The following is an 18,492-nucleotide window of genomic DNA, read 5'->3' as shown; positions in this document are numbered from 1 at the left end:
GTCTCCCCGGACCGGCACCACCGCATACCTCACCTCGCCCTCCTGGCCGCAGCCCGTGCACGACTTAATGTACGGCCCTTTGTCATCTGGCACTCACTTTCGATAGGCTAGGTCCATGAACCCTCTGGACGGGATCACCGTCGTCTCCCTCGAGCAGGCCGTGGCGGCCCCCTTCGCCACCCGCCAGCTCGCCGACCTCGGCGCCCGGGTCATCAAGGTCGAGCGTCCCGGCGACGGCGACTTCGCCCGCGGCTACGACGAGACGGTCAAGGGGATGGCCAGCCACTTCGTCTGGCTCAACCGCTCCAAGGAGTCGGTGGCCCTCGACCTCAAGACCGACCTGGGCCTGCGCGCGGTCCGCGAGCTGGTCTCCCGCGCCGACGTGTTCGTGCAGAACCTCGCACCGGGCGCGGCCGAGCGCCTGGGCCTCGGCGCGGCCGAGCTCCGGGCGCTCAACCCGCGGCTGGTCCACGTCTCGATCTCCGGCTACGGCCCCGGCGGTCCGTACACCACCAAGAAGGCCTACGACCTGCTCGTGCAGTGCGAGGCCGGCCTCGTCTCGATCACCGGCACCCCCGAGGAGCCGGCGAAGGTCGGCATCTCGGTCGCGGACATCGCCGCCGGCATGTACGCCTACAGCGGGGTCCTCACCGCCCTGATCCAGCGCGGCCGCACCGGCGAGGGCGCCACGCTGGAGGTCTCCATGCTCGAGGCGCTCGGGGAGTGGATGGGCTTCCCGCTCAACTACGCGATGTACGGCGGCGCCGCGCCCTCCCGCTCGGGGGCCCGCCACGCCGCGATCGCCCCGTACGGCCCGTTCACCTGCGGCGACGGCGAGCAGGTCTTCCTCGGCATCCAGAACGAGCGCGAGTGGGCGACGTTCTGCGAGCGCGTGCTGGGCCGCGCCGACCTCGCCACCGACCCCCGGTTCGAGCGCAACTCCCTGCGCGTGGACAACCTCACCGACCTCACCGCCGAGGTCGAGCGCGCTCTCGCCGGCAGGACGGCCGAGCAGGCCGCCGAGCTGCTGGAGGAGGTCGGCATCGCCAACGCGCTCCTGCGCGACCTGCACTCCTTCGCCGAGCACCCCCAGCTCGCCGCCCGCGACCGGTGGCGCGAGTACGACTCCCCCGTCGGCCCCCTGCGCGCGCTCATCCCCCCGGCGACCCTGGAGGGCGCCACCCCGGTGATGGGCCCGATCCCGACGGCCGGCCAGCACACCGACGCCGTCCTGGCCGAGCTCGGCCTGCACCCCGACCCGGACGCCCGCACCGTCGCGCACGACCACGAAGGGACGCCATGACCATCGCCCGCGCCCTGGCCGACTGGGCCCTGGCCCTCGAGCCCACCGCCGAGGACCTCGCGCTCGCCGACCGCAGCCTGCTGGACACGGTCGCCGTCGCGCTGGCCGCGGCCACGCACCCGATCCGTCCGGTCGCCGACGCGCTCGCCGAGACCTCCGGGCCGCTGGCCGGCGACGCCGCCCGCTGGGCGCTGCTCGCCCACGTCATCGACTTCGACGACCTCCACATGCCCTCGACCACGCACATCTCCACGGTCTGCGTCCCGGTCGCGCTGGCCGTCGCGCCGGACGACGCCGACCTCGCCGCCCGCGCCTACCTGGCCGGGGCGGGCGTCATGGCCCGGCTCGGCACGGCGCTCGGCTGGGGGCACTACACGAGCGGCTGGCACGCCACGACGACGGCGGGCGCCCCCGCCGCCGCGGTCGTCGCCGGCATCGCGCTGGGCCTGGACGCCGAGCAGCTCGCGACCGCCGTCGCGCTCACCGTGCCGGCCGCCGGCGGGGTCCAGCGCGCGTTCGGCACCGACGCCAAGAGCATCCAGGTCGGGATGGCGGCCGCGGCCGGCGTCCGCGCGGCCCAGCTGGCCGCGGCCGGCGCCACCGCCGACCCCCGTGCGCTCGACGCCTGGCTCACCCTCGTCGGCGGCGACCCGGGCCACCCCCTCCTGGTCGACCCGGCCGGCGACCCGGCGGCCGTCCCGGACGGGCTGGCCGTGAAGGTCTACCCCGCCTGCTACGCGCTCCAGCGCCCCATCGGTGCGCTGCGCGAGACGGTCGGCGGCCCGGTGACCGCCGACCAGGTCACCGCCATCCGGCTCACCACGCCGCGCGGCACCGTCACCCCGCTCGTCCACCACGACCCGAGCACGGGCCTGGAGGGCAAGTTCAGCCTGGAGTATGCCGCGGCCACCGCCCTCCTCGACCGCCACTCCGGCTTCTGGGCCTTCGACGACGAGGCGGTCGCCCGGGAGGACGCCCGCAGGCTCGTCGGCCTCACGCAGGTCACGCTCACCGAGGGCGGCGGCGCCGGCCTGCTCGACGGTGCCGTCGACGTCGAGGTCGACCTGGCCGACGGCACGACCCGCCGCGGCTCGCTGGATCTGCCCCCGGGCTCGCCGCGCAGGCCGCCGACCGCCGACGAGATGTCCGCCAAGGTGGTCGACTGCCTGGACCTGGGCGGCGTCGAGGGGCTGACCCCCGACGAGATCACCTGGGCCAGCGGCGCTGCCCTCCTGTCCACGCAGCTGGGTGCCGGTCGTCGCTGACCGGCACCACGCCATACCTCCCCCTCTGCGAAAGGAACGCCATGACCACCGAGCTGCTCTCCGAGGACGAGGTCGAGATCGTCCGCCTGGTGCGCGAGTTCGTCGACGAGCAGGTCAAGCCGGTCGTCAACGAGCTCGAGCACGCCAACACCTACCCCGAGGAGCTCATCGACGCGATGAAGCAGATGGGGATCTTCGGGCTGGCGATCCCCGAGCCGTGGGGCGACGTCGCCGTGTCGCTGCCGGCCTACTGCTTGGTGACCGAGGAGCTCTCGCGCGGCTGGATGAGCCTGGCCGGCGCGATGGGCGGGCACACGGTCGTGGCCAAGCTGATCCTGGCCTACGGCACCCAGGAGCAGAAGGACCGCTACCTGCCGCGGATGGCCACTGGTGAGCTGCGCGCCACCATGGCGCTCACCGAGCCGGGCGGCGGCTCGGACCTGCAGGCGATGCGCACCGTCGCGCGCCGGGACGGCGACGACTACGTCATCAGCGGCTCCAAGACGTGGATCACCAACGCCCGCAAGGCGGGGCTCATCGCCCTCATGTGCAAGACGGACCCGGAGGCGCAGCCGCGGCACAAGGGGGTCTCGATCATCCTCGTCGAGAAGGACGGCGGCGACGAGCCCGGCCTGCCCGGGTTCACCCTCTCGCGCGACCTGCCCAAGCTCGGCTACAAGGGCGTCGAGTCCTGCGAGATCGCCTTCGACGACATGCGCGTGCCGGTCGCCAACCTGCTCGGCGACGCCGAGGGTGCCGGCTTCGCCCAGATGATGAAGGGCCTGGAGGTCGGCCGGCTGCAGGTCGCGTCGCGGGCCCTCGGGGTGGGCCGCGCGGCTCTCGAGGACTCGTTGCGCTACGCGCAGGAGCGCGAGGCCTTCGGGGTGCCGATCTGGAAGCACCAGTCGATCGGCAACTACCTCGCCGAGATGGCGACCAAGCTGGTGGCCGCCCGGCAGCTCACCCTGCACGCGGCGCGCGCCTTCGACGCCGGTCAGCGCGCGGACATGGAGGCCGGGATGGCCAAGCTGTTCGCCTCCGAGGTCGGTATGCAGATCGCGCTCGACGCGATCCGCGTGCACGGCGGCTACGGCTACTCCACCGAGTTCGACGTCGAGCGCTACTTCCGCGACGCCCCGCTCATGATCGTGGGCGAGGGCACCAACGAGATCCAGAAGAACGTCATCGCGCGCCAGCTCGTCAAGCGCGGGAACGTGGACCCGGTATGACGTCGCTCGAGCAGGTGCAGGGCGCGCGGTCGTTCCTCTTCGTGCCCGGCGACCGGCCGGAGCGCTTCGACAAGGCCGCGGCCGCCGGCGCCGACCTCGTGATCGTCGACCTCGAGGACGCCGTCGTGGCCGAGCACAAGCGCGCCGCACGCGACGCGGTGGTGGCGTGGCTCACCGACGGAGGCTCGGCCTGCGTCCGGGTCAACGCCGCCGGCAGCCCCGAGCACGAGGACGACGTGGCCGCCCTGGCCGGCGCGTCCGGCCTGGTCGCCGTCGTGCTGCCCAAGGCCGACGACCCTGCCCTGGCCGACGCGGTCTCCGCGCGGTGCGGCGTCCCGGTCGTGGCGCTGGTGGAGTCGGCCGCCGGGATGCTGCGCGCCGCCGAGCTGGCGCGCGCCGAGGGAGTGGCTCGGCTGGCCTTCGGCCACCTCGACTACGCCGTCGACCTGGGCGCCGACAACGGCCGCACCGCCATGCTGCACGGTCGCTCGACCCTCGTGCTGGCCTCCCGCGGCGCCGGGCTGCCCGGCCCGGTCGACGGGGTCACCGTCACCCTCGACGACCCGGCCGTGCTCGCCGAGGACCTCGCGCACGCCCGGGAGCTGGGGTTCACGGGCAAGCTGCTCATCCACCCGCGCCAGGTCGAGGGGACGCACGCCGCCTACCGGCCCTCCTCCGACGAGGTCGCCTGGGCGGAGAAGGTGCTGTCCGCCGTCAGCGACACCGACGGCGGCGCCGTGCGGGTCGACGGCGACATGGTGGACGCGCCCGTGATCGCGCGGGCGCGCGACGTGCTGCGACGGAAGGACCGCTGATGACCGACACCAACCCCACGACCACGACGAGGACCGAGGTCATCGCCGCAGAGCCGGTCGAGTCTCTCGCGGCGATGCTGGACATCGAGGTGCCCTACGGCGCAGGTGACCCGGTGCCGCCCCTGTGGCACTGGATGTACCTCCTCGACCGCCGCCGGCAGAGCGACCTCGGCACCGACGGCCACCCGACCAGCGGCATCCCCGCCCCGCCCGGCCCCGGACGCAGGCGCATGTTCGCGGGCGGGCGCGTGACGACATACCGGCCCCTGGTCATCGGCACGGAGGCGACGAAGGTCACCTCGATCGCCAGGACGGTGGAGAAGGAGGGCCGGACCGGGCCCCTGACCTTCGTCACCGTGCTGCAGCAGATCACGCAGGGCGGCGAGCTGGCGGTCCGCGAGGAGCAGGACATCGTCTACCGCGCACCGGGGACGGGTGCGCTGCCGCACGCACCCGAGCCTCCCGCTCCGCCGGCCGGCCCGACGCTGCGCCTCGACGTCGACGAGCGGATGCTCTTCCGGTTCTCCGCGCTCACCTACAACACGCACCGGATCCACTACGACCTCGGCTACGTGCCGAGCGAGGGGTATGACGGTCTGGTGATCCACGGCCCGCTGCAGGCGCTGATGATGGGCGACCACCTGCGCCGCGAGGGGATCTCGCTGGTCGGTCGGACGTTCGGCTACCGGCTCGTCTCGCCGATGGTCGGGCCGCAGACCTTCACCGTCGTGCCCGGCCAGGACGGCCTGGAGCGCGGCGCCGAGTCCCGGTCGGCGGCCGGGGCGGTGTGCGCGGTGAGCACGGTGAGCGAGGCGGACACTCCGCGCTGACGTCGGGGCGGGAGGGCCGGCGGTGGTGATACCCGGGTGACACCGGAGCGACACCGGGGCGGTACCACGCTGTTTCACGCTCGAGACGAGCCACCAGCACCCCGCAGGTGGTCGTCCGAGAGGAAAGACCATGACCCGCACGACCAGCACCGTCGTCATCCGCAGGACCCTCGCAGGCATCGTCGCCGCGCTCCTCCTGGCCGCCACCGGTTCGCTCACCGCGACCGCCGGCGGCTCGGGCGGTGGTGGCGGCGGTGGCGCCCACTACTACATGGAGTGAGTCCTACCCGGCGCACAGCCAGGGCCCCGACGCGAGGAAGCCCGGGGCCGGGCCCGGGCGTCCTCGGCGGCCCTGGACGGGCCTCACCAGTAGTGCTTGCGTCCTCCGACGGCGTGGCCCACGGCGCCCAGGATCCAGAGGATCACGCCGATGACCACGAGGATGATGCCGATGGTCCACAGGATCGAGATGTCCAGGACCGCGCCGAGGATCAGCAGGATGATGCCGAGAATGATCACGAGCCAGCCTCCTTGCCTCATCGAGCGGGGCGGCCGCCCCGCACGTCCAGGCTAGGCCCGGGCGCGCCGCGCCGCGCGGCAGGCGGTTCTGGCCGGGGGCCGCCTCGCCCGCCGAGGCCCGGGCCGTCGGCCGGCCCATGAGATGCTGCAGGGCATGACCGCCAGCGCCGCCGGACACCTCCTGCCCGCCAGCCACACCGCATACCCTCCGACGGAGGAGGACCTGGACGACCTGGTGCGCCTGCTCCGGCGGCACGAGCGCGAGGCGCGCGGCTGGCCCGGGGCCGACAGCGAGACCGTGGCCGCCGAGGTCACCGGTCGCGGCGCCAGCACCCACCTGCACGAGGTCGTCCGCGACGGCGACGGGCGGGTCCGCGCCTGGATCAACTGCCACGACCGCGCCGCGGGGCGCGTCCTCGTCGGCGTGACCGTCGACCCCGACCTCGACGACGCCGCCGCCGACCCGCTCGCCGCCTACGGCTTCGCCCGGGCCGAGGACCTCGGTCGCGAGGTCCTGCAGAGGCGGGGCATGCCGCGCACGCAGCTGGACTCGGGCGCGTTCGCCGACGACCCGCGGCAGCAGCGCTGGCTGCGGACCGCGGGCTACGAGCACGTGCGCGAGTGGTGGCAGATGTCGCGGCCGGTCACCCCTGCCGACGCGCGTCCTCCCGTGCTGCGCGAGGGCGTGGAGGTGCGCCGCGTCCGGCGTGACGACGGGGTCGGGATGCCCGACGACGAGGACCTGCGCGCGGTGCACCTCGTGCTCGAGGAGTCGTTCGCCGACCACTTCAACTCCTACCGGGAGACCTTCGAGGAGTTCGTCGGGCGGTTGCGCGAGGACCCCGGCCACCGGTGGGACCACTGGTGGCTGGCCACGGTCGACGGCCAGCCGGCCGGCGCGCTCGTCGCCAGCACCAGCCCCGGGAGGGTCGGGACCGACGGGGTGGCGCGGCCCGACTCCACCTACGTCGACTACATCGGCGTGCACCGCCGGGCCCGCGGACGCGGCGTCGCCAAGGCCCTGCTGGGCACCGTCCTCGCCGACGCGGCGGCGCGGGGCCGGGCGGCGGTGGGCCTGGAGGTCGACGCTGACTCCCCCACCGGGGCCGACGGGCTCTACAGCTCGCTCGGGTGGGTGACGAAGTACGTCACCCAGTCCTGGCACCGCGAGCTGGAGGCGTCGGCGTGAGCATCAACGGACAGGTCACCCGGCTGCGCGCAGGCGACTACGAGGCGACCGTCGCCGCGGTCGGCGCCAGCCTGCTCACCCTCACCCACCGCGGCCGCCACCTGGTCCAGCCCGCGCTCGCCGACGCTCTCAACGAGGGCTACCAGGGCCGCACGCTGGTGCCGTGGGCCAACCGCGTCGTCGGGGGACACTACGAGGTAGGTGGCACGACATACGAGCTGCCGGTGAACGAGCCGGCCACCGGGGCGGCGCTGCACGGCCTCGGCGCCTTCCAGGCCTGGGTGGCCGAGGGGGTCGCCCCGCACCGGGTGACGTGGGTGCTGGACCTGCCGGCCAGCTACGGCTACCCCTTCGATGTCCTCTGTCGTGCGGACTACGTGCTGGACGCCGCCGACGGCCTCACCGTGACGGTGTCGGGCACCAACCAGGGGGATCGCCCCGCGCCGTTCGGGCCGTCGACCCATCCCTATCTCTCCTGCGACGACCGGCCGCTGGACGAGTGCACGCTGAGGCTGCCGGCCCGCGCGGCGATGCTTACGGACGCGCGGCTCTCCCCGACCGAGGTGGTCCCCGTGGCGGGCACGCAGCTGGACTTCCTGGCCCCGACCCCGGTGCTCGACCGGATGGTCGACAACGCCTACACCGACCTGCCGGAGGGGACGTGGGAGGTCGAGCTCACGCATCCTGAGGCGGTCGGCGTGCGTATGACGAGCGACGCCCGCTGGGTGCAGCTCTACACCGGCGACCGCATCGGCCGGCGAGGGGCGGCCGTCGAGCCGATGACCTGCCCGCCGGACGCGTTCAACATCGACCCCGGTGGGGTGCTGCTCGCCCCAGGTGACTCGCGCGCGCTCACGCTGACCATCGACGTGCTCGACCGCTGAGCCTGCGGGGCTGGGCGCTCACCCCGGGTTAACCTGCTGGTGTGTACTTCACCGACCGCGGGATCGAGGAGCTGGCGCAGCGCCGGGGCGAGGACGAGGTGAGCCTCGACTGGCTGGCCGAGCAGCTGCGCACCTTCGTGGACCTGCACCCCGAGTTCGAGGTGGCGGTCGACCGGCTCGCGACCTGGCTCGCCCGCGACGACGACGACGAGTGAGCCGGCGACAGCACGGAGGACGGACGACGTGAGCATCGAGGACCAGACCGAGGACACGCCGGCGGAGCTGCACTACACCCCGAGCGCCGACTTCCAGGTCGGCGACGGCCCGCGCGACATCGGCCTGTGCTTCGTCGGCGACGGCTTTGTCGCGGGCTTCGGCGACCCTAAGGCGCTCGGCTGGGTGTCCAGGGTGGTGGGGCGCACGGACACCCAGGACGCGACCCTGACGTCCTACAACCTCGGCGTGCGCGGCAGCAGCTCCGCGGACGCGATGACGCGCTGGCGCTCGGAGTGCCCCCCGCGCTGGGAGGGTCGCGCCGAGCGGCGGCTCGTCGTCGGCGTCGGCGCCGAGGACGTGGCGCGGGGGCTGACCACGGCACGGTCGCGCCTCAACCTGGCCAACATCCTGGACGAGGCGAGCTCCACGGGCATCGCCACCTTCGTCGTCGGTCCCACGCCGACGCTGGACCACGAGGTCAACGAGCGCCTCCGCGTGCTCGTCGACGCCCAGATGGACGTCTGCCAGCGACGCTCGGTGCCCTTCGTCGACTGCTTCGCGCCCCTCGTCGCCCACGACCAGTGGCAGTCCGACCTCGCCGCCGGCGACACCGTGCACCCCGGGCAGGCCGGCTACGGCCTCATCGCCTGGCTGGTGCTCAACAACGGCTGGCAGCAGTGGCTGCGTCTCGACTGACCCGCTGACGACCGGGGCGGCACCAGCGCCTGTCCGGTCGGGTCAGGACCGACCCAGCCTCTCGACCCACGCCTGCGCCTCGGCGTAGGCGCGGTCGTCCGCATGCGGCGGCGCCGGCACCGGTCGCCGGTCCGCACGGGCGTACGAGCCGAGGAACCGCACGTCCCGGCAGGTCCGTCGCAAGCCGGTGAGCGCCTCGCGCATCCGGTGCTCCGACAGGTGCGCGTCCGCGTCGATCCAGAAGCAGTACTCCCCGAGCCCCTCCCCCGTCGGCCGCGACTCGAGCCGGCTCAGGTCGATCCCGCGCGTCGCGAACTGCTCCAGCAGCTCCAGCAGCGCACCGGGCCGGTTCTGCCAGATCAGCGCGACCAGCGTGGTCCGGTCGCTGCCCGTCGGCGGCGGCACCGGGGTCCCCCGCGTCAGCACGACGAAGCGCGTCACCGCCCCCTCCCGGTCGGCGATCCGCTCCGCAGCGGTCTGGAGCTGGTATGCCGTGCCCGCGCCCGGCGCGGCGACGGCCGCGTCATACCCGCCCTCGGCCACCGCCTGGGCGGCACGAGCGGTGGACGACTCGGGCACCTGCTGAGCGTCCGGCAGGTGCGTGGCCAGCCACTCCCTGGTCTGGGCGAAGGCGTGCGGGTGCGAGGCCACGGTGCGCACCCCCTCGAGGGTGGTGCCGGGGCGCACCAGCAGGGAGAACTGCACCTGCACGTGCACCTCCCCGGTGATGCGGACGCCGTCGTCACCGTCGCCCTCGAGCAGCGCCTGGAGGGTGGCGGGCACGGACCCCTCGACGGAGTTCTCGAACGGCACGACCGCGGCGTCGGCCTCACGGTCACGCAGCGCCTGGATCGCGGCCGGGACGCTGGGTGCCGCCCAGGCGGCGGTCACCAGCTCCGGAGCCCACTGCCGGACAGCCTGCTCGGTGAAGGTGCCGGTGGGGCCGAGGTAGGCGATGCGGGTGCTGGTCACCCACGAACCCTACCGAGACACGGTCAGTAGGCTCCGCTGGAGTCCGGGTGCAGCACGACCGAGACGGTGCGCCACAGGATCATCAGATCCAGCACCGGCGTCCAGTTCTCCACGTAGTAGAGGTCGAGCCGGACCGACTCCTCCCAGGACAGGTCGCTGCGTCCGTTGATCTGCCACAGCCCGGTCATGCCCGGCTTGACCAGGAGGCGCCGGCGCGTGTCCGCCTCGTACTCGGCCACCTCGCGCGGCAGGGGCGGTCGCGGACCGACCAGGCTCATGTGCCCGAGCATGACGTTGAGCAGCTGGGGCAGCTCGTCGAGGGAGTAGCGACGGATGACGGCACCCACGCCGGTGACGCGCGGGTCGGCGTGGAGCTTGAACAACGGTCCGGCGCCGTCGTGCGCGGCGAGCAACGCCGGCAGCTGGCGGTCGGCCTCGACGACCATGCTGCGGAACTTGTACATCGAGAAGGTGCGCCCGTCCCGACCCACCCGTTCCTGGCGGAAGAGCACCGGGCCGCCGTCCTCGAGCTTGACCGCGAGGGCCACGCCCAGGATCACCGGAGCCAGCAGCGCGGCCGTGACGACGGCGAGCACGCGGTCGGTGACGTTCTTGAGCACGAGCTGGGGGCCGGCGAAGGACGGCGCCTCCACGTGGATGAGCGGCAGCCCCTGCACGGGGCGGGTCAGCACGCGAGGACCGGCGACGTCCATGATGCCTGGCGCCACGACGAGGTCGATGTCGGTGCCCTCGAGCGCCCAGCCCAGACGCCGCAGGCCGGTCTGCCCCAGCCCGGCGGAGGAGGACACGGCCACCACGTCGACCTCGAGCTCCAGCGCCTTGAGCAGGACGTCGGACTCCGGGCCGACCACGGGCACCCCGGCGACCTTGCCGGTGCTGACGCGGTCCACGCAGGCACCGAGCACGTTGTAGCCGGCGTCCGGCGTGCGCCGCAGGGCGACGACGAGGCTGGCGACGTGGTCGCGGTCACCGACGAGGAGCACCCGGTCGGAGAGCCGGCCGCGGCGGCGCTGCCTGACCAGCCAGCGTCGGGCGGTCCATCGACCCGTCAGCAGCAGGAGCGTCCCGAGGGGGAAGGCCACGAGGACGTAGAGCCGCGCGACGTCGACCTTGAACGCCAGCGCCACGATCGCCAGGATCGCGAACAGCCAGGTGGAGGCCTGGAAGACCTGGCGGTACTCCTGCACGCCGTGCCCGACGAGACGGCCGTCGTAGGCGTTCTGCAGCTGGAGGGAGACCATCCAGCCGAGCACGAGCAGCGCGGTGACCAGCACGTAGCTCACCTGGCCCAGGCCGTACTGCAGCTGACGGGACTCGACGCCGAAGCGGAGCAGGTGCGCCGCGACCAGGGCCACGGACACGGCCAGCAGGTCGATCGCGCGGACGGACCGGAGGTAGCCGGCGAGGTAGCGCCGGGCCCGGTTGGTGGAGCGGGCCCGGGACTCGCGGGCGGCGTTCATCGCCTCGGGCAGCACGAAGAGCGGGGTTGCTCCTACGGCCCCATCTCCGTAGGACCCAGGCACCCCAGCCCGAGTAACCTCAACCGATGCCGTCATGGCGTCCCATCTGCCGCTGGTCAGGAGCGCGGTCGGCACGGCGACCAGCACTTCCTTACCAATTCTTTACCCTTGGTCATTAGAGCAGCCCGCACCCACATACGTCCACCCTCGGGCTCCGGGTGGGGGCTGGAGGGGCAGATGAGGCACCAGCACGGGTGAGCTGGTCGCTCGGCGCGGGCTCAGAGACCGAGCCCACGCCGCAGGTGCGGGAGCGCCGGCAGCAGCTCCTCGCGCAGCTGGGCGTAGACGGAGTCCTCCCGACGGAAGGGGTCCACGAGGTCGTGGTCCTCGGGCCGGTCGGGCAGGTGCAGCCCGCGGTGGTCACCGGCGACCCGGACCAGCTCCCGCAGCCGCTCCGCGGGGTCGGCGGCCGTCGGGAGCTCCTCCTCGGGCACCCTGGACAGGATGTCCGCCAGCTCCCGCACGGTGAAGGTGCGCCGCAACGCCCGGGGGTGCAGCCTCACCGACCGGGCACGGTGGTCACGGGTCGCGGTGAGCACCAGCTCAGCCGCGGCCACCATCTCGGGCGTGAGTCGGCGGGCCGCGAAACCGTCCGCCGACCCGCCCAGGTCGGCGAGCAGCGCCGCCGAGCGCTCGTCCATCGGCCATCCCTCCAGCCCCGACGTGCCCGCCGAGCGCACCAGCACGCTCCCGGGCCCGTGCCGCTGGTCCAGCCCCGCCTGCAGCACCCGCTCGACCAGCGGCGAACGGCACACGTTGCCGGTGCACACCACCAGGATCAACCCCTGCTCCATGGGTCCCAATGTAGGGCCCGCCGCCGACTCAGCCGAGCTGCTGCGCCAGCTGCGCCCAGCGGTCCCCGACGCCGCGCAGCGACACCGACCGCGACTGCTGGTCACCGTCCTCGCTGCCGGAGCGCTGCAGCTCGACCTCGAGCATCTCGTCGGCGAGGTGCTCGGCCAGCCCGTGCCCCCACTCCACGACCGTGACGGACTCCTCCAGCGAGGTGTCCAGGTCGAGGTCGTCGAGCTCCGCCTCGCCCCCCAGCCGGTAGGCGTCGACGTGCACGAGCGCCGGCCCGCCGACCAGCGAGGGGTGGACGCGCGCGATGACGAAGGTCGGCGAGGTGATCGGGCCGCGCACGCCCAGCCCGGCGGCCAGCCCTTGGGTCAGCGTCGTCTTGCCGGCGCCCAGGTCGCCGGTCAGCACGACGAGGTCCCCGGCGCGCAGCAGCCGCCCGAGACGCTCCCCCAGCGCCTGGGTGTCCGCGCTCGTCGGCAGCTCGAGCACGACGCCGCTCACGCGCCCTCCCCGACGTAGACGCGCGGGACCCGCGGCCCGAGGCGGGTGACGATCTCGTAGCTGATCGTCCCTGCGGCGTCGGCCCAGTCCTGGGCGGTCGGCTCCCCGTCGGCCCCGGCGCCGAACAGCACGACCTCGTCCCCGACCTGCACGTCGAGGTCCCCGACGTCGACGACGAACTGGTCCATGCACACGCGCCCGGAGACGGTCCGCCGCTGCCCCCCGACGAGCACCGGACCCGTGCCCGACGCGTGACGGGGCACGCCGTCGGCATACCCGAGAGGCACGTCCACCACGGTCGTCTCGCGCTCGGGCGCGTAGGTGTGGCCGTAGGAGACGCCCTGCCCCGCCGGGATCCGCTTGGCCACGACCACGGACGCGCTGACCCGCATGGCCGGCCGGAGCCCGTAGTCGGCCGGCGACCCCAGGTCGGGCACCGGGGACAGCCCGTAGACGGCGAGCCCGGGACGCACCATGTCCCAGGCCGCCTCCGGGGTGGTCAGCGTCGCGGCCGAGTTGCTCATGTGCCGCACCTCGAGGTCCAGCCCGGCGCGCTCGGCGACCGCCACCGCGTCGGCGAAGGCCTCCTGCTGCCCGCGCACGGTCGGGTGCAGGGGCGCGTCGGCATACGCGAAGTGCGTGAAGACCCCGCGCGTGCGCACGCTGCCCTCCGCCTGCAGCCGCGCGGCGAGGTCGACGAGGTCGGTCCAGTCGGTCCGCGCGTCACCCTTCTTCAGGGGTATGGCGCTCGCCCCGTTGCGCGCGAGCCCCGTGTCGACCTTGAGCTGGGTGGTCGCGGGGCGGCCGAGCTCACGGGCGACGCGGGCCAGCTCCTCCAGCGCCCACGGGGTCGCGGCCGCGACCTCGACGTCGGCATCGACGAGCGGGGCCAGGTCGACGCCAGGGGCCACGAGCCAGGTCAGGATCGGCGCCTGGATCTCGGCGGCGCGCAGCAGCAGGGCCTCGGCGGGCTGGGCGACACCGAGCGCGCACGCACCCCCCGCGAGCGCGGCGCGGGCCGACGGCACCAGGCCGTGGCCGTAGGCGTCCGCCTTGACCACCGCCATGAGCTCGGCGCCACCGACCCGGTCGCGCAGGGCTCGGACGTTGTCGCGGATCGCGTCCAGGTCGATGGTGACCCGGGCGGGCCACACCGCGCTCAGCTCGGTCACGACCCGTCCCGCAGCCCGGCCATCACCTGCGCGAGCTGGCTCATCAGGCTGCCCTCGACGGCCGGGGCACCGCCGTCCCGCACGAGGTCGGCGATGCGTCGGCCGAGCTCCTCGGTGGTGGCGCCCATCTCCGCGCCGGCGAGCGCCGGCAGCTGCGCGACGACCGCGGCCGCGGCCGCCTCGACGGCGGCAGCCGCCTCGCCCTCGCCCAGGTGACCGAGCATCATCGACAGGGACAGGCACGCCCCGGCCGGGTTGGCCCAACCACGGCCGGCGATGTCGGGCGCGGAGCCGTGGATCGGCTCGAACATGCTCGTGCCGGTGCCGGCGATGTTGAGGTTGCCGCTCGCCGCGACGCCAAGCCCGCCCTGCACGACCGCACCGAGGTCGGTGACGATGTCACCGAAGAGGTTGTCGGTGACGACGACGTCGAAGCGCTCCGGGTTGACCGGCAGGTGCATGCACATCGCGTCGACGTGGACGTAGTCGGTCTCCACGTCGGGGTAGCGCGCGCCGACCTCCTCCATCGCCCGGGTCCACAGCTTGCCGGCCTCGACGAGGACGTTGGTCTTGTGGCAGAGGGTGAGCTTCTTGCGCCGCACCGAGGCCAGGCGGAACGCGAAGTCCACGGCGCGCTCCACGGCATACCAGGTGTTGACGGACTCCTGGACCGCCACCTGGGCGCTCGTGCCGGCGTGCACGGTGCTGCCCTGGGCGACGTAGGCGCCCTCGGTGTTCTCGCGGACGATCACCATGTCGCAGCGCTCGGGGGTCAGGCCGGCGATGGGCGTGGGCACGCCGTCGTAGAGCCGGACCGGCCGCAGGTTGATCGCCTGCTCCATCTGGCGGCGCAGCGCCAGGATGATGCCGCGCTCGAGGATGCCCGGCGTGACCGTCGGGCTGCCGATCGCCCCGAAGAGGATGGCGTCGTGGCCGCGCAGCTCCTCGACGGTCGCGTCGGGCAGCAGCTCGCCGGTGGACAGGTAGTGGTCGGCACCGAGGGGGACGTCGGTGCGCTCGGTCGTGAAGCCGAACCGCTCCTGAGCGGCGTCGAGCACGGCGAGCGCGGCGGCCGTCACCTCGGGACCGATCCCGTCGCCGGGCAGGACGGCGATGCTGTGGGTGCGCTGCGGCTCTGTCATGCGGGGCTCCTTGACGCGACGGTCGGTGGGGGTTGCGGACATTGTGGCGCACCGGCTCCGGGCCGTGACCACGTGGGCGCGCCAGCCGCCTGACCGACCGCGACGACGAGGAGCGCGGGGGCAGTCGATAGAGTGGGCCTCTCTCCCTTGCCCCGACGTCAACGCGACGGCCGGGGACACCCCATACCCGAGGAGGTCCAGTGGCCGGACTCACGATGGCCGAGAAGCTGTGGGCGCAGCACGTCGTCCGCTCTGCCGAGGGCGAGCCCGACCTTCTCTACATCGACCTGCACCTCATCCACGAGGTCACGAGCCCCCAGGCCTTCGACGGCCTGCGGATGGCCGGGCGCCCCGTGCGCCGCCCCGACCTGACGGTCGCGACCGAGGACCACAACGTGCCGACCACGCTCGGCCCGGTGACCGACCCCGTCTCGCGCACCCAGCTGGAGGCGCTGAAGGCCAACTGCGCCGAGTTCGGGATCGTGCACCACGAGCGCGGTCGTCGCGGCCAGGGCATCGTGCACGTGATCGGCCCGGAGCTGGGTCTGACCCAGCCCGGTATGACGATCGTGTGCGGCGACTCCCACACCTCCACCCACGGCGCGTTCGGCGCCCTGGCCTTCGGCATCGGCACCTCCGAGGTCGAGCACGTGATGGCCACCCAGACGCTGCCGCTCAAGCCCTTCCGGACGATGGCGATCACCGTGGAGGGCGAGCTGCCCGCCGGCGTCGGCGCGAAGGACATCATCCTGGCGGTCATCAACCGGATCGGCACCGGCGGCGGGCAGGGCTACGTGCTGGAGTACCGCGGCTCAGCCATCCGGGGCCTGTCGATGGAGGGCCGGATGACGATCTGCAACATGTCGATCGAGGCGGGGGCGCGGGCCGGGATGGTCGCCCCGGACGAGAAGACCTTCGACTACCTCAAGGGCCGTCCGCACGCCCCGCAGGGGGCCGACTGGGACGCCGCCGTCGAGGCGTGGCGCCAGCTGCCCAGCGACGAGGGCGCCGTCTTCGACGCCGAGGTGCACCTCGACGCCGCGACGTTGACGCCATACGTCACGTGGGGCACCAACCCGGCCCAGTCCGTCCAGCTGGGCGAGGCCGTGCCGGACCCGGAGTCCTTCGGCGACGACGACAGCAAGGACGCCGCCCGCCGGGCCCTGGACTACATGGGTCTGACCGCCGGCACGCCGATGCGCGAGGTCGGGGTGGACGCGGTCTTCCTGGGCTCGTGCACCAACGGACGCATCGAGGATCTCCGCCTGGCTGCCGAGGTGCTGCGTGGCCGCCACGTCGCGGACGGGGTCCGGCTGCTGGTGGTGCCCGGCTCGCACTCCGTGCGCCTCCAGGCCGAGGAGGAGGGGCTCGACACGGTCTTCACCGAGGCCGGCGGCGAGTGGCGCCTGGCCGGGTGCTCGATGTGCCTGGGCATGAACCCCGACCAGCTCGCCCCCGAGGAGCGCTGCGCCTCAACGTCCAACCGCAACTTCGAGGGCCGGCAGGGCGCCCGGGGCCGCACGCACCTGGTCTCCCCCGCGGTCGCCGCCGCGACCGCCGTGCGCGGCACCCTGTCCTCGCCCGCCGACCTGGCCGAGGAGGTCATGGCCTGATGGAGAAGTTCACCACGCACACCGGCGTCGGGGTCCCGCTGCGGCGCTCGAACGTCGACACCGACCAGATCATCCCGGCGCACTACCTCAAGCGGGTCTCCCGGACCGGGTTCGAGGACGGGCTCTTCGCGCGCTGGCGCGAGGACCCCGGCTTCGTGCTCAACCAGCCCGGGTATGCCGCGGGCTCGGTCCTCGTCGCCGGTCCCGACTTCGGGACGGGCAGCTCGCGCGAGCACGCGGTGTGGGCGCTGCAGCAGTACGGCTTCCGGGCCGTGCTCTCCTCGAAGTTCGCCGACATCTTCCGCGGCAACTCCGGCAAGGGCGGGCTGCTCACCGCGCAGCTCGAGCAGGGTGACATCGAGCTGATCTGGAAGCAGCTCGAGGCCGAGCCGGGCACCGAGATCACCGTCGACCTGCCGGCCCGCAGCGTGACCTGCGGCGACATCGTGGCGACCTTCCAGGTCGACGACTACGTCGCCTGGCGCCTCGAGAACGGCCTGGACGACATCTCCCTCACGCTCCAGCACGAGGACGAGATCAGCGCCTACGAGGCCGCCCGGCCGAGCTGGAAGCCGGTCGTCACCCCCGCCGTCGACTAGCAGCACGTCCACGTCAACCGGTCACTGGCCGAGCGGCACAGCCCCCTCCGGAGCGATGACCGGCTCGACTCTGTCCCAGTCGGTGAGTGTGTAGACCCCCCACTCGTCGCCTCCCTGGTCGATGGCGACCATGAGCAGCCGTGGCTCCTTCTCGGCCGAGACCCAGACCTGTCGGGGGTCGTCGTCCGCGGTGACCAGGGTGTAACAGTAGGCCGGCGCTCCCCGGAAGGTCGTCAGCTCCGCCCGGACCATCTCTGTCCCCTCGGCTGGCCCCACCCATGCGAGCAGGTCCTCGATCTCCTGGGAGGGCGTGAACAGCAGAGGGCTGCCCTCGTCAGGCTTGATGAGCCACCGGTCGGCGAGCTCGATGGCGCTGTCCCAGTAGGCCACGTCCCCCTTGAGGTAGGTGACCCCGTCGACGAGACGCTCCGTGCTGGCCTTGCCGTTCACCAGGGACCGTTGCTCGACGTTGGAGTCGTCGGTCTGGCCCGTGATGATCTGGGTGCGCGGCTCATAGGTACCGGCCTCCACCGAGCTGCTGGTGACCGAGCTGGCCGACCGTGCCCGCTCCACGACCGTGGGCCAGATCTTCTCCACTGACGGCACCTCGCCGTCCGGGACGTCCGGAGCCTCTCCGTCCTCCGGCTCTGGCGCGGGTGGGGCTGGCTCCCCCGTGAGCGTCATCGCGTCGTCGGGGGCGGCGGGCACCTCGGTCGCGTCCCAGCCGGTCGTGGTGACCTCGATGCCACCCTCGCCCACCGCGCGGAGGAGCCTCGGCTCCCCCTCTGCGGTGACTCAGAACTCTCGCCCCTGCTTCTCGGTCACGTAGTGGTAGGCGGCGGTGCCGTCCAGCTCGGTCAGCTCGGCGACCGTCGTGTCGAGGTATCCGCCGACCAGGGCTTTCGTCACCAGCTCGCTCCAGAGCGCAGGGAAGCTGATGCCCTCCATCGCCGACGCCCCGTCGGCGGCGACGTCGGCGTAGCCGGCCTCCTGCCAGAAAGCCTCGTCGGCCCGGACGTAGTAGACACCGTCGGCGACCACGCCCTCCACCGTCATGCCGGCGAAGTCGACATCCATCCCGTAGCTCGGGGAGTCGGGGCGGCCGGTGAACGTCGCCTCGAGCGGGACACCGAAGATCGGCTCCACGACGTGGTAGGTGACCGACTCGGCGGCGGCGGCGTTGGCGTTGACGAGCCACCAGATCT

Annotated in this window: 21 protein-coding genes; 12 read left to right on the top strand and 9 right to left on the bottom strand. The window is 73.3% G+C overall.

All coding sequences use genetic code 11. The features are described 5' to 3' along the window. Window positions 1-115 precede the first annotated feature (115 nt). From IEV65_RS01925 to IEV65_RS01900, 6 genes are all read left to right on the top strand, one after another. Entirely contained in the window at window positions 116-1,303 is a 1,188-nt protein-coding gene (locus IEV65_RS01925) for a CaiB/BaiF CoA transferase family protein (protein ID WP_188427915.1), read from the top strand. Further along, complete coding sequence (locus IEV65_RS01920; RefSeq protein ID WP_188427914.1) at window positions 1,300-2,568, top strand: MmgE/PrpD family protein; 1,269 nt, start codon at window positions 1,300-1,302, stop codon at window positions 2,566-2,568. The genes IEV65_RS01925 and IEV65_RS01920 overlap by 4 nt, the downstream gene beginning before the upstream one ends. Before the next feature lie 41 nt (window positions 2,569-2,609). Then, window positions 2,610-3,797: an acyl-CoA dehydrogenase family protein gene (locus tag IEV65_RS01915; protein WP_188427913.1), complete on the top strand. Its 1,188-nt coding sequence runs from the start codon at window positions 2,610-2,612 to the stop codon at window positions 3,795-3,797. After that, the gene (locus tag IEV65_RS01910) at window positions 3,794-4,612 is read left to right on the top strand and encodes an HpcH/HpaI aldolase/citrate lyase family protein (protein ID WP_188427912.1); all 819 of its coding nucleotides are present in this window, start codon (window positions 3,794-3,796) and stop codon (window positions 4,610-4,612) included. The genes IEV65_RS01915 and IEV65_RS01910 overlap by 4 nt, the downstream gene beginning before the upstream one ends. Continuing rightward, entirely contained in the window at window positions 4,612-5,442 is an 831-nt protein-coding gene (locus tag IEV65_RS01905; protein ID WP_188427911.1) for an HTD2 family dehydratase, read from the top strand. Before IEV65_RS01910 ends, IEV65_RS01905 begins: the two co-directional genes overlap by 1 nt. A 130-nt stretch (window positions 5,443-5,572) precedes the next feature. Beyond that, on the top strand, window positions 5,573-5,722 hold the full coding sequence (locus IEV65_RS01900) for a hypothetical protein (RefSeq protein WP_188427910.1): 150 nt from the start codon (window positions 5,573-5,575) through the stop codon (window positions 5,720-5,722). Window positions 5,723-5,805: 83 nt separating this feature from the next. Here the strand turns inward: IEV65_RS01900 and IEV65_RS01895 are convergent, their stop codons facing one another. Further along, window positions 5,806-5,961 carry a DUF6131 family protein gene (locus IEV65_RS01895; protein ID WP_188427909.1) on the bottom strand — a complete coding sequence of 52 codons (156 nt, stop codon included), beginning with the start codon at window positions 5,959-5,961 and terminating at the stop codon, window positions 5,806-5,808. Between the two features lie 154 nt (window positions 5,962-6,115). On the opposite strand from IEV65_RS01895, the gene IEV65_RS01890 reads away from it, so the two are divergent. From IEV65_RS01890 to IEV65_RS01875, 4 genes are read left to right on the top strand one after another with little or no spacing between them, the layout of a single operon-like run. Then, entirely contained in the window at window positions 6,116-7,150 is a 1,035-nt protein-coding gene (locus IEV65_RS01890) for a GNAT family N-acetyltransferase (protein WP_188427908.1), read from the top strand. Further along, a complete protein-coding gene (locus IEV65_RS01885) occupies window positions 7,147-8,034 on the top strand; it encodes an aldose-1-epimerase (protein ID WP_188427907.1) in 888 nt (295 codons plus the stop codon). Before IEV65_RS01890 ends, IEV65_RS01885 begins: the two co-directional genes overlap by 4 nt. 41 nt (window positions 8,035-8,075) lie before the next feature. After that, on the top strand, window positions 8,076-8,249 hold the full coding sequence (locus IEV65_RS01880; RefSeq protein ID WP_188427906.1) for a DUF6104 family protein: 174 nt from the start codon (window positions 8,076-8,078) through the stop codon (window positions 8,247-8,249). A gap of 28 nt (window positions 8,250-8,277) precedes the next feature. Continuing rightward, window positions 8,278-8,946, top strand: coding sequence for a GDSL-type esterase/lipase family protein (locus tag IEV65_RS01875; protein ID WP_229734792.1), 669 nt, complete (start codon window positions 8,278-8,280; stop codon window positions 8,944-8,946). A gap of 42 nt (window positions 8,947-8,988) precedes the next feature. On the opposite strand, the gene pheA is transcribed toward IEV65_RS01875, so the two are convergent. From pheA to IEV65_RS01845, 6 genes are all read right to left on the bottom strand, one after another. Beyond that, window positions 8,989-9,918: a prephenate dehydratase gene (pheA, locus tag IEV65_RS01870; protein ID WP_188427905.1), complete on the bottom strand. Its 930-nt coding sequence runs from the start codon at window positions 9,916-9,918 to the stop codon at window positions 8,989-8,991. Between the two features lie 23 nt (window positions 9,919-9,941). Next, entirely contained in the window at window positions 9,942-11,462 is a 1,521-nt protein-coding gene (locus tag IEV65_RS01865; RefSeq protein WP_229734790.1) for a sugar transferase, read from the bottom strand. Between the two features lie 215 nt (window positions 11,463-11,677). Next, on the bottom strand, window positions 11,678-12,253 hold the full coding sequence (locus tag IEV65_RS01860; protein WP_188427904.1) for an arsenate reductase/protein-tyrosine-phosphatase family protein: 576 nt from the start codon (window positions 12,251-12,253) through the stop codon (window positions 11,678-11,680). Window positions 12,254-12,281: 28 nt separating this feature from the next. Beyond that, window positions 12,282-12,761, bottom strand: coding sequence for a tRNA (adenosine(37)-N6)-threonylcarbamoyltransferase complex ATPase subunit type 1 TsaE (tsaE, locus tag IEV65_RS01855; protein WP_188427903.1), 480 nt, complete (start codon window positions 12,759-12,761; stop codon window positions 12,282-12,284). After that, complete coding sequence (alr, locus tag IEV65_RS01850) at window positions 12,758-13,933, bottom strand: alanine racemase (RefSeq protein ID WP_188427902.1); 1,176 nt, start codon at window positions 13,931-13,933, stop codon at window positions 12,758-12,760. The genes tsaE and alr overlap by 4 nt, the downstream gene beginning before the upstream one ends. After that, window positions 13,930-15,075 (bottom strand): 3-isopropylmalate dehydrogenase, encoded by a 1,146-nt coding sequence (locus tag IEV65_RS01845; RefSeq protein ID WP_188427901.1) that lies wholly within the window; start codon window positions 15,073-15,075, stop codon window positions 13,930-13,932. The genes alr and IEV65_RS01845 overlap by 4 nt, the downstream gene beginning before the upstream one ends. A 215-nt stretch (window positions 15,076-15,290) precedes the next feature. Here IEV65_RS01845 and leuC point away from each other — a divergent pair, with 215 nt between their 5' ends. After that, window positions 15,291-16,688 carry a 3-isopropylmalate dehydratase large subunit gene (leuC, locus tag IEV65_RS01840; protein ID WP_188429375.1) on the top strand — a complete coding sequence of 466 codons (1,398 nt, stop codon included), beginning with the start codon at window positions 15,291-15,293 and terminating at the stop codon, window positions 16,686-16,688. Continuing rightward, the gene (leuD, locus tag IEV65_RS01835) at window positions 16,688-17,287 is read left to right on the top strand and encodes a 3-isopropylmalate dehydratase small subunit (protein WP_188427900.1); all 600 of its coding nucleotides are present in this window, start codon (window positions 16,688-16,690) and stop codon (window positions 17,285-17,287) included. Before leuC ends, leuD begins: the two co-directional genes overlap by 1 nt. A 21-nt stretch (window positions 17,288-17,308) precedes the next feature. Here the strand turns inward: leuD and IEV65_RS01830 are convergent, their stop codons facing one another. After that, window positions 17,309-18,046 (bottom strand): hypothetical protein, encoded by a 738-nt coding sequence (locus IEV65_RS01830; RefSeq protein ID WP_188427899.1) that lies wholly within the window; start codon window positions 18,044-18,046, stop codon window positions 17,309-17,311. A 36-nt stretch (window positions 18,047-18,082) separates the two neighbouring features. Then, window positions 18,083-18,433 (bottom strand): hypothetical protein, encoded by a 351-nt coding sequence (locus IEV65_RS01825; RefSeq protein WP_188427898.1) that lies wholly within the window; start codon window positions 18,431-18,433, stop codon window positions 18,083-18,085. Window positions 18,434-18,492 lie beyond the last annotated feature (59 nt).

It is taken from the genome of Ornithinimicrobium tianjinense, from assembly GCF_014636495.1.
Taxonomy (GTDB): domain Bacteria; phylum Actinomycetota; class Actinomycetes; order Actinomycetales; family Dermatophilaceae; genus Ornithinicoccus; species Ornithinicoccus tianjinensis.
This window is presented reverse-complemented; position numbering and strand designations above follow the sequence as displayed.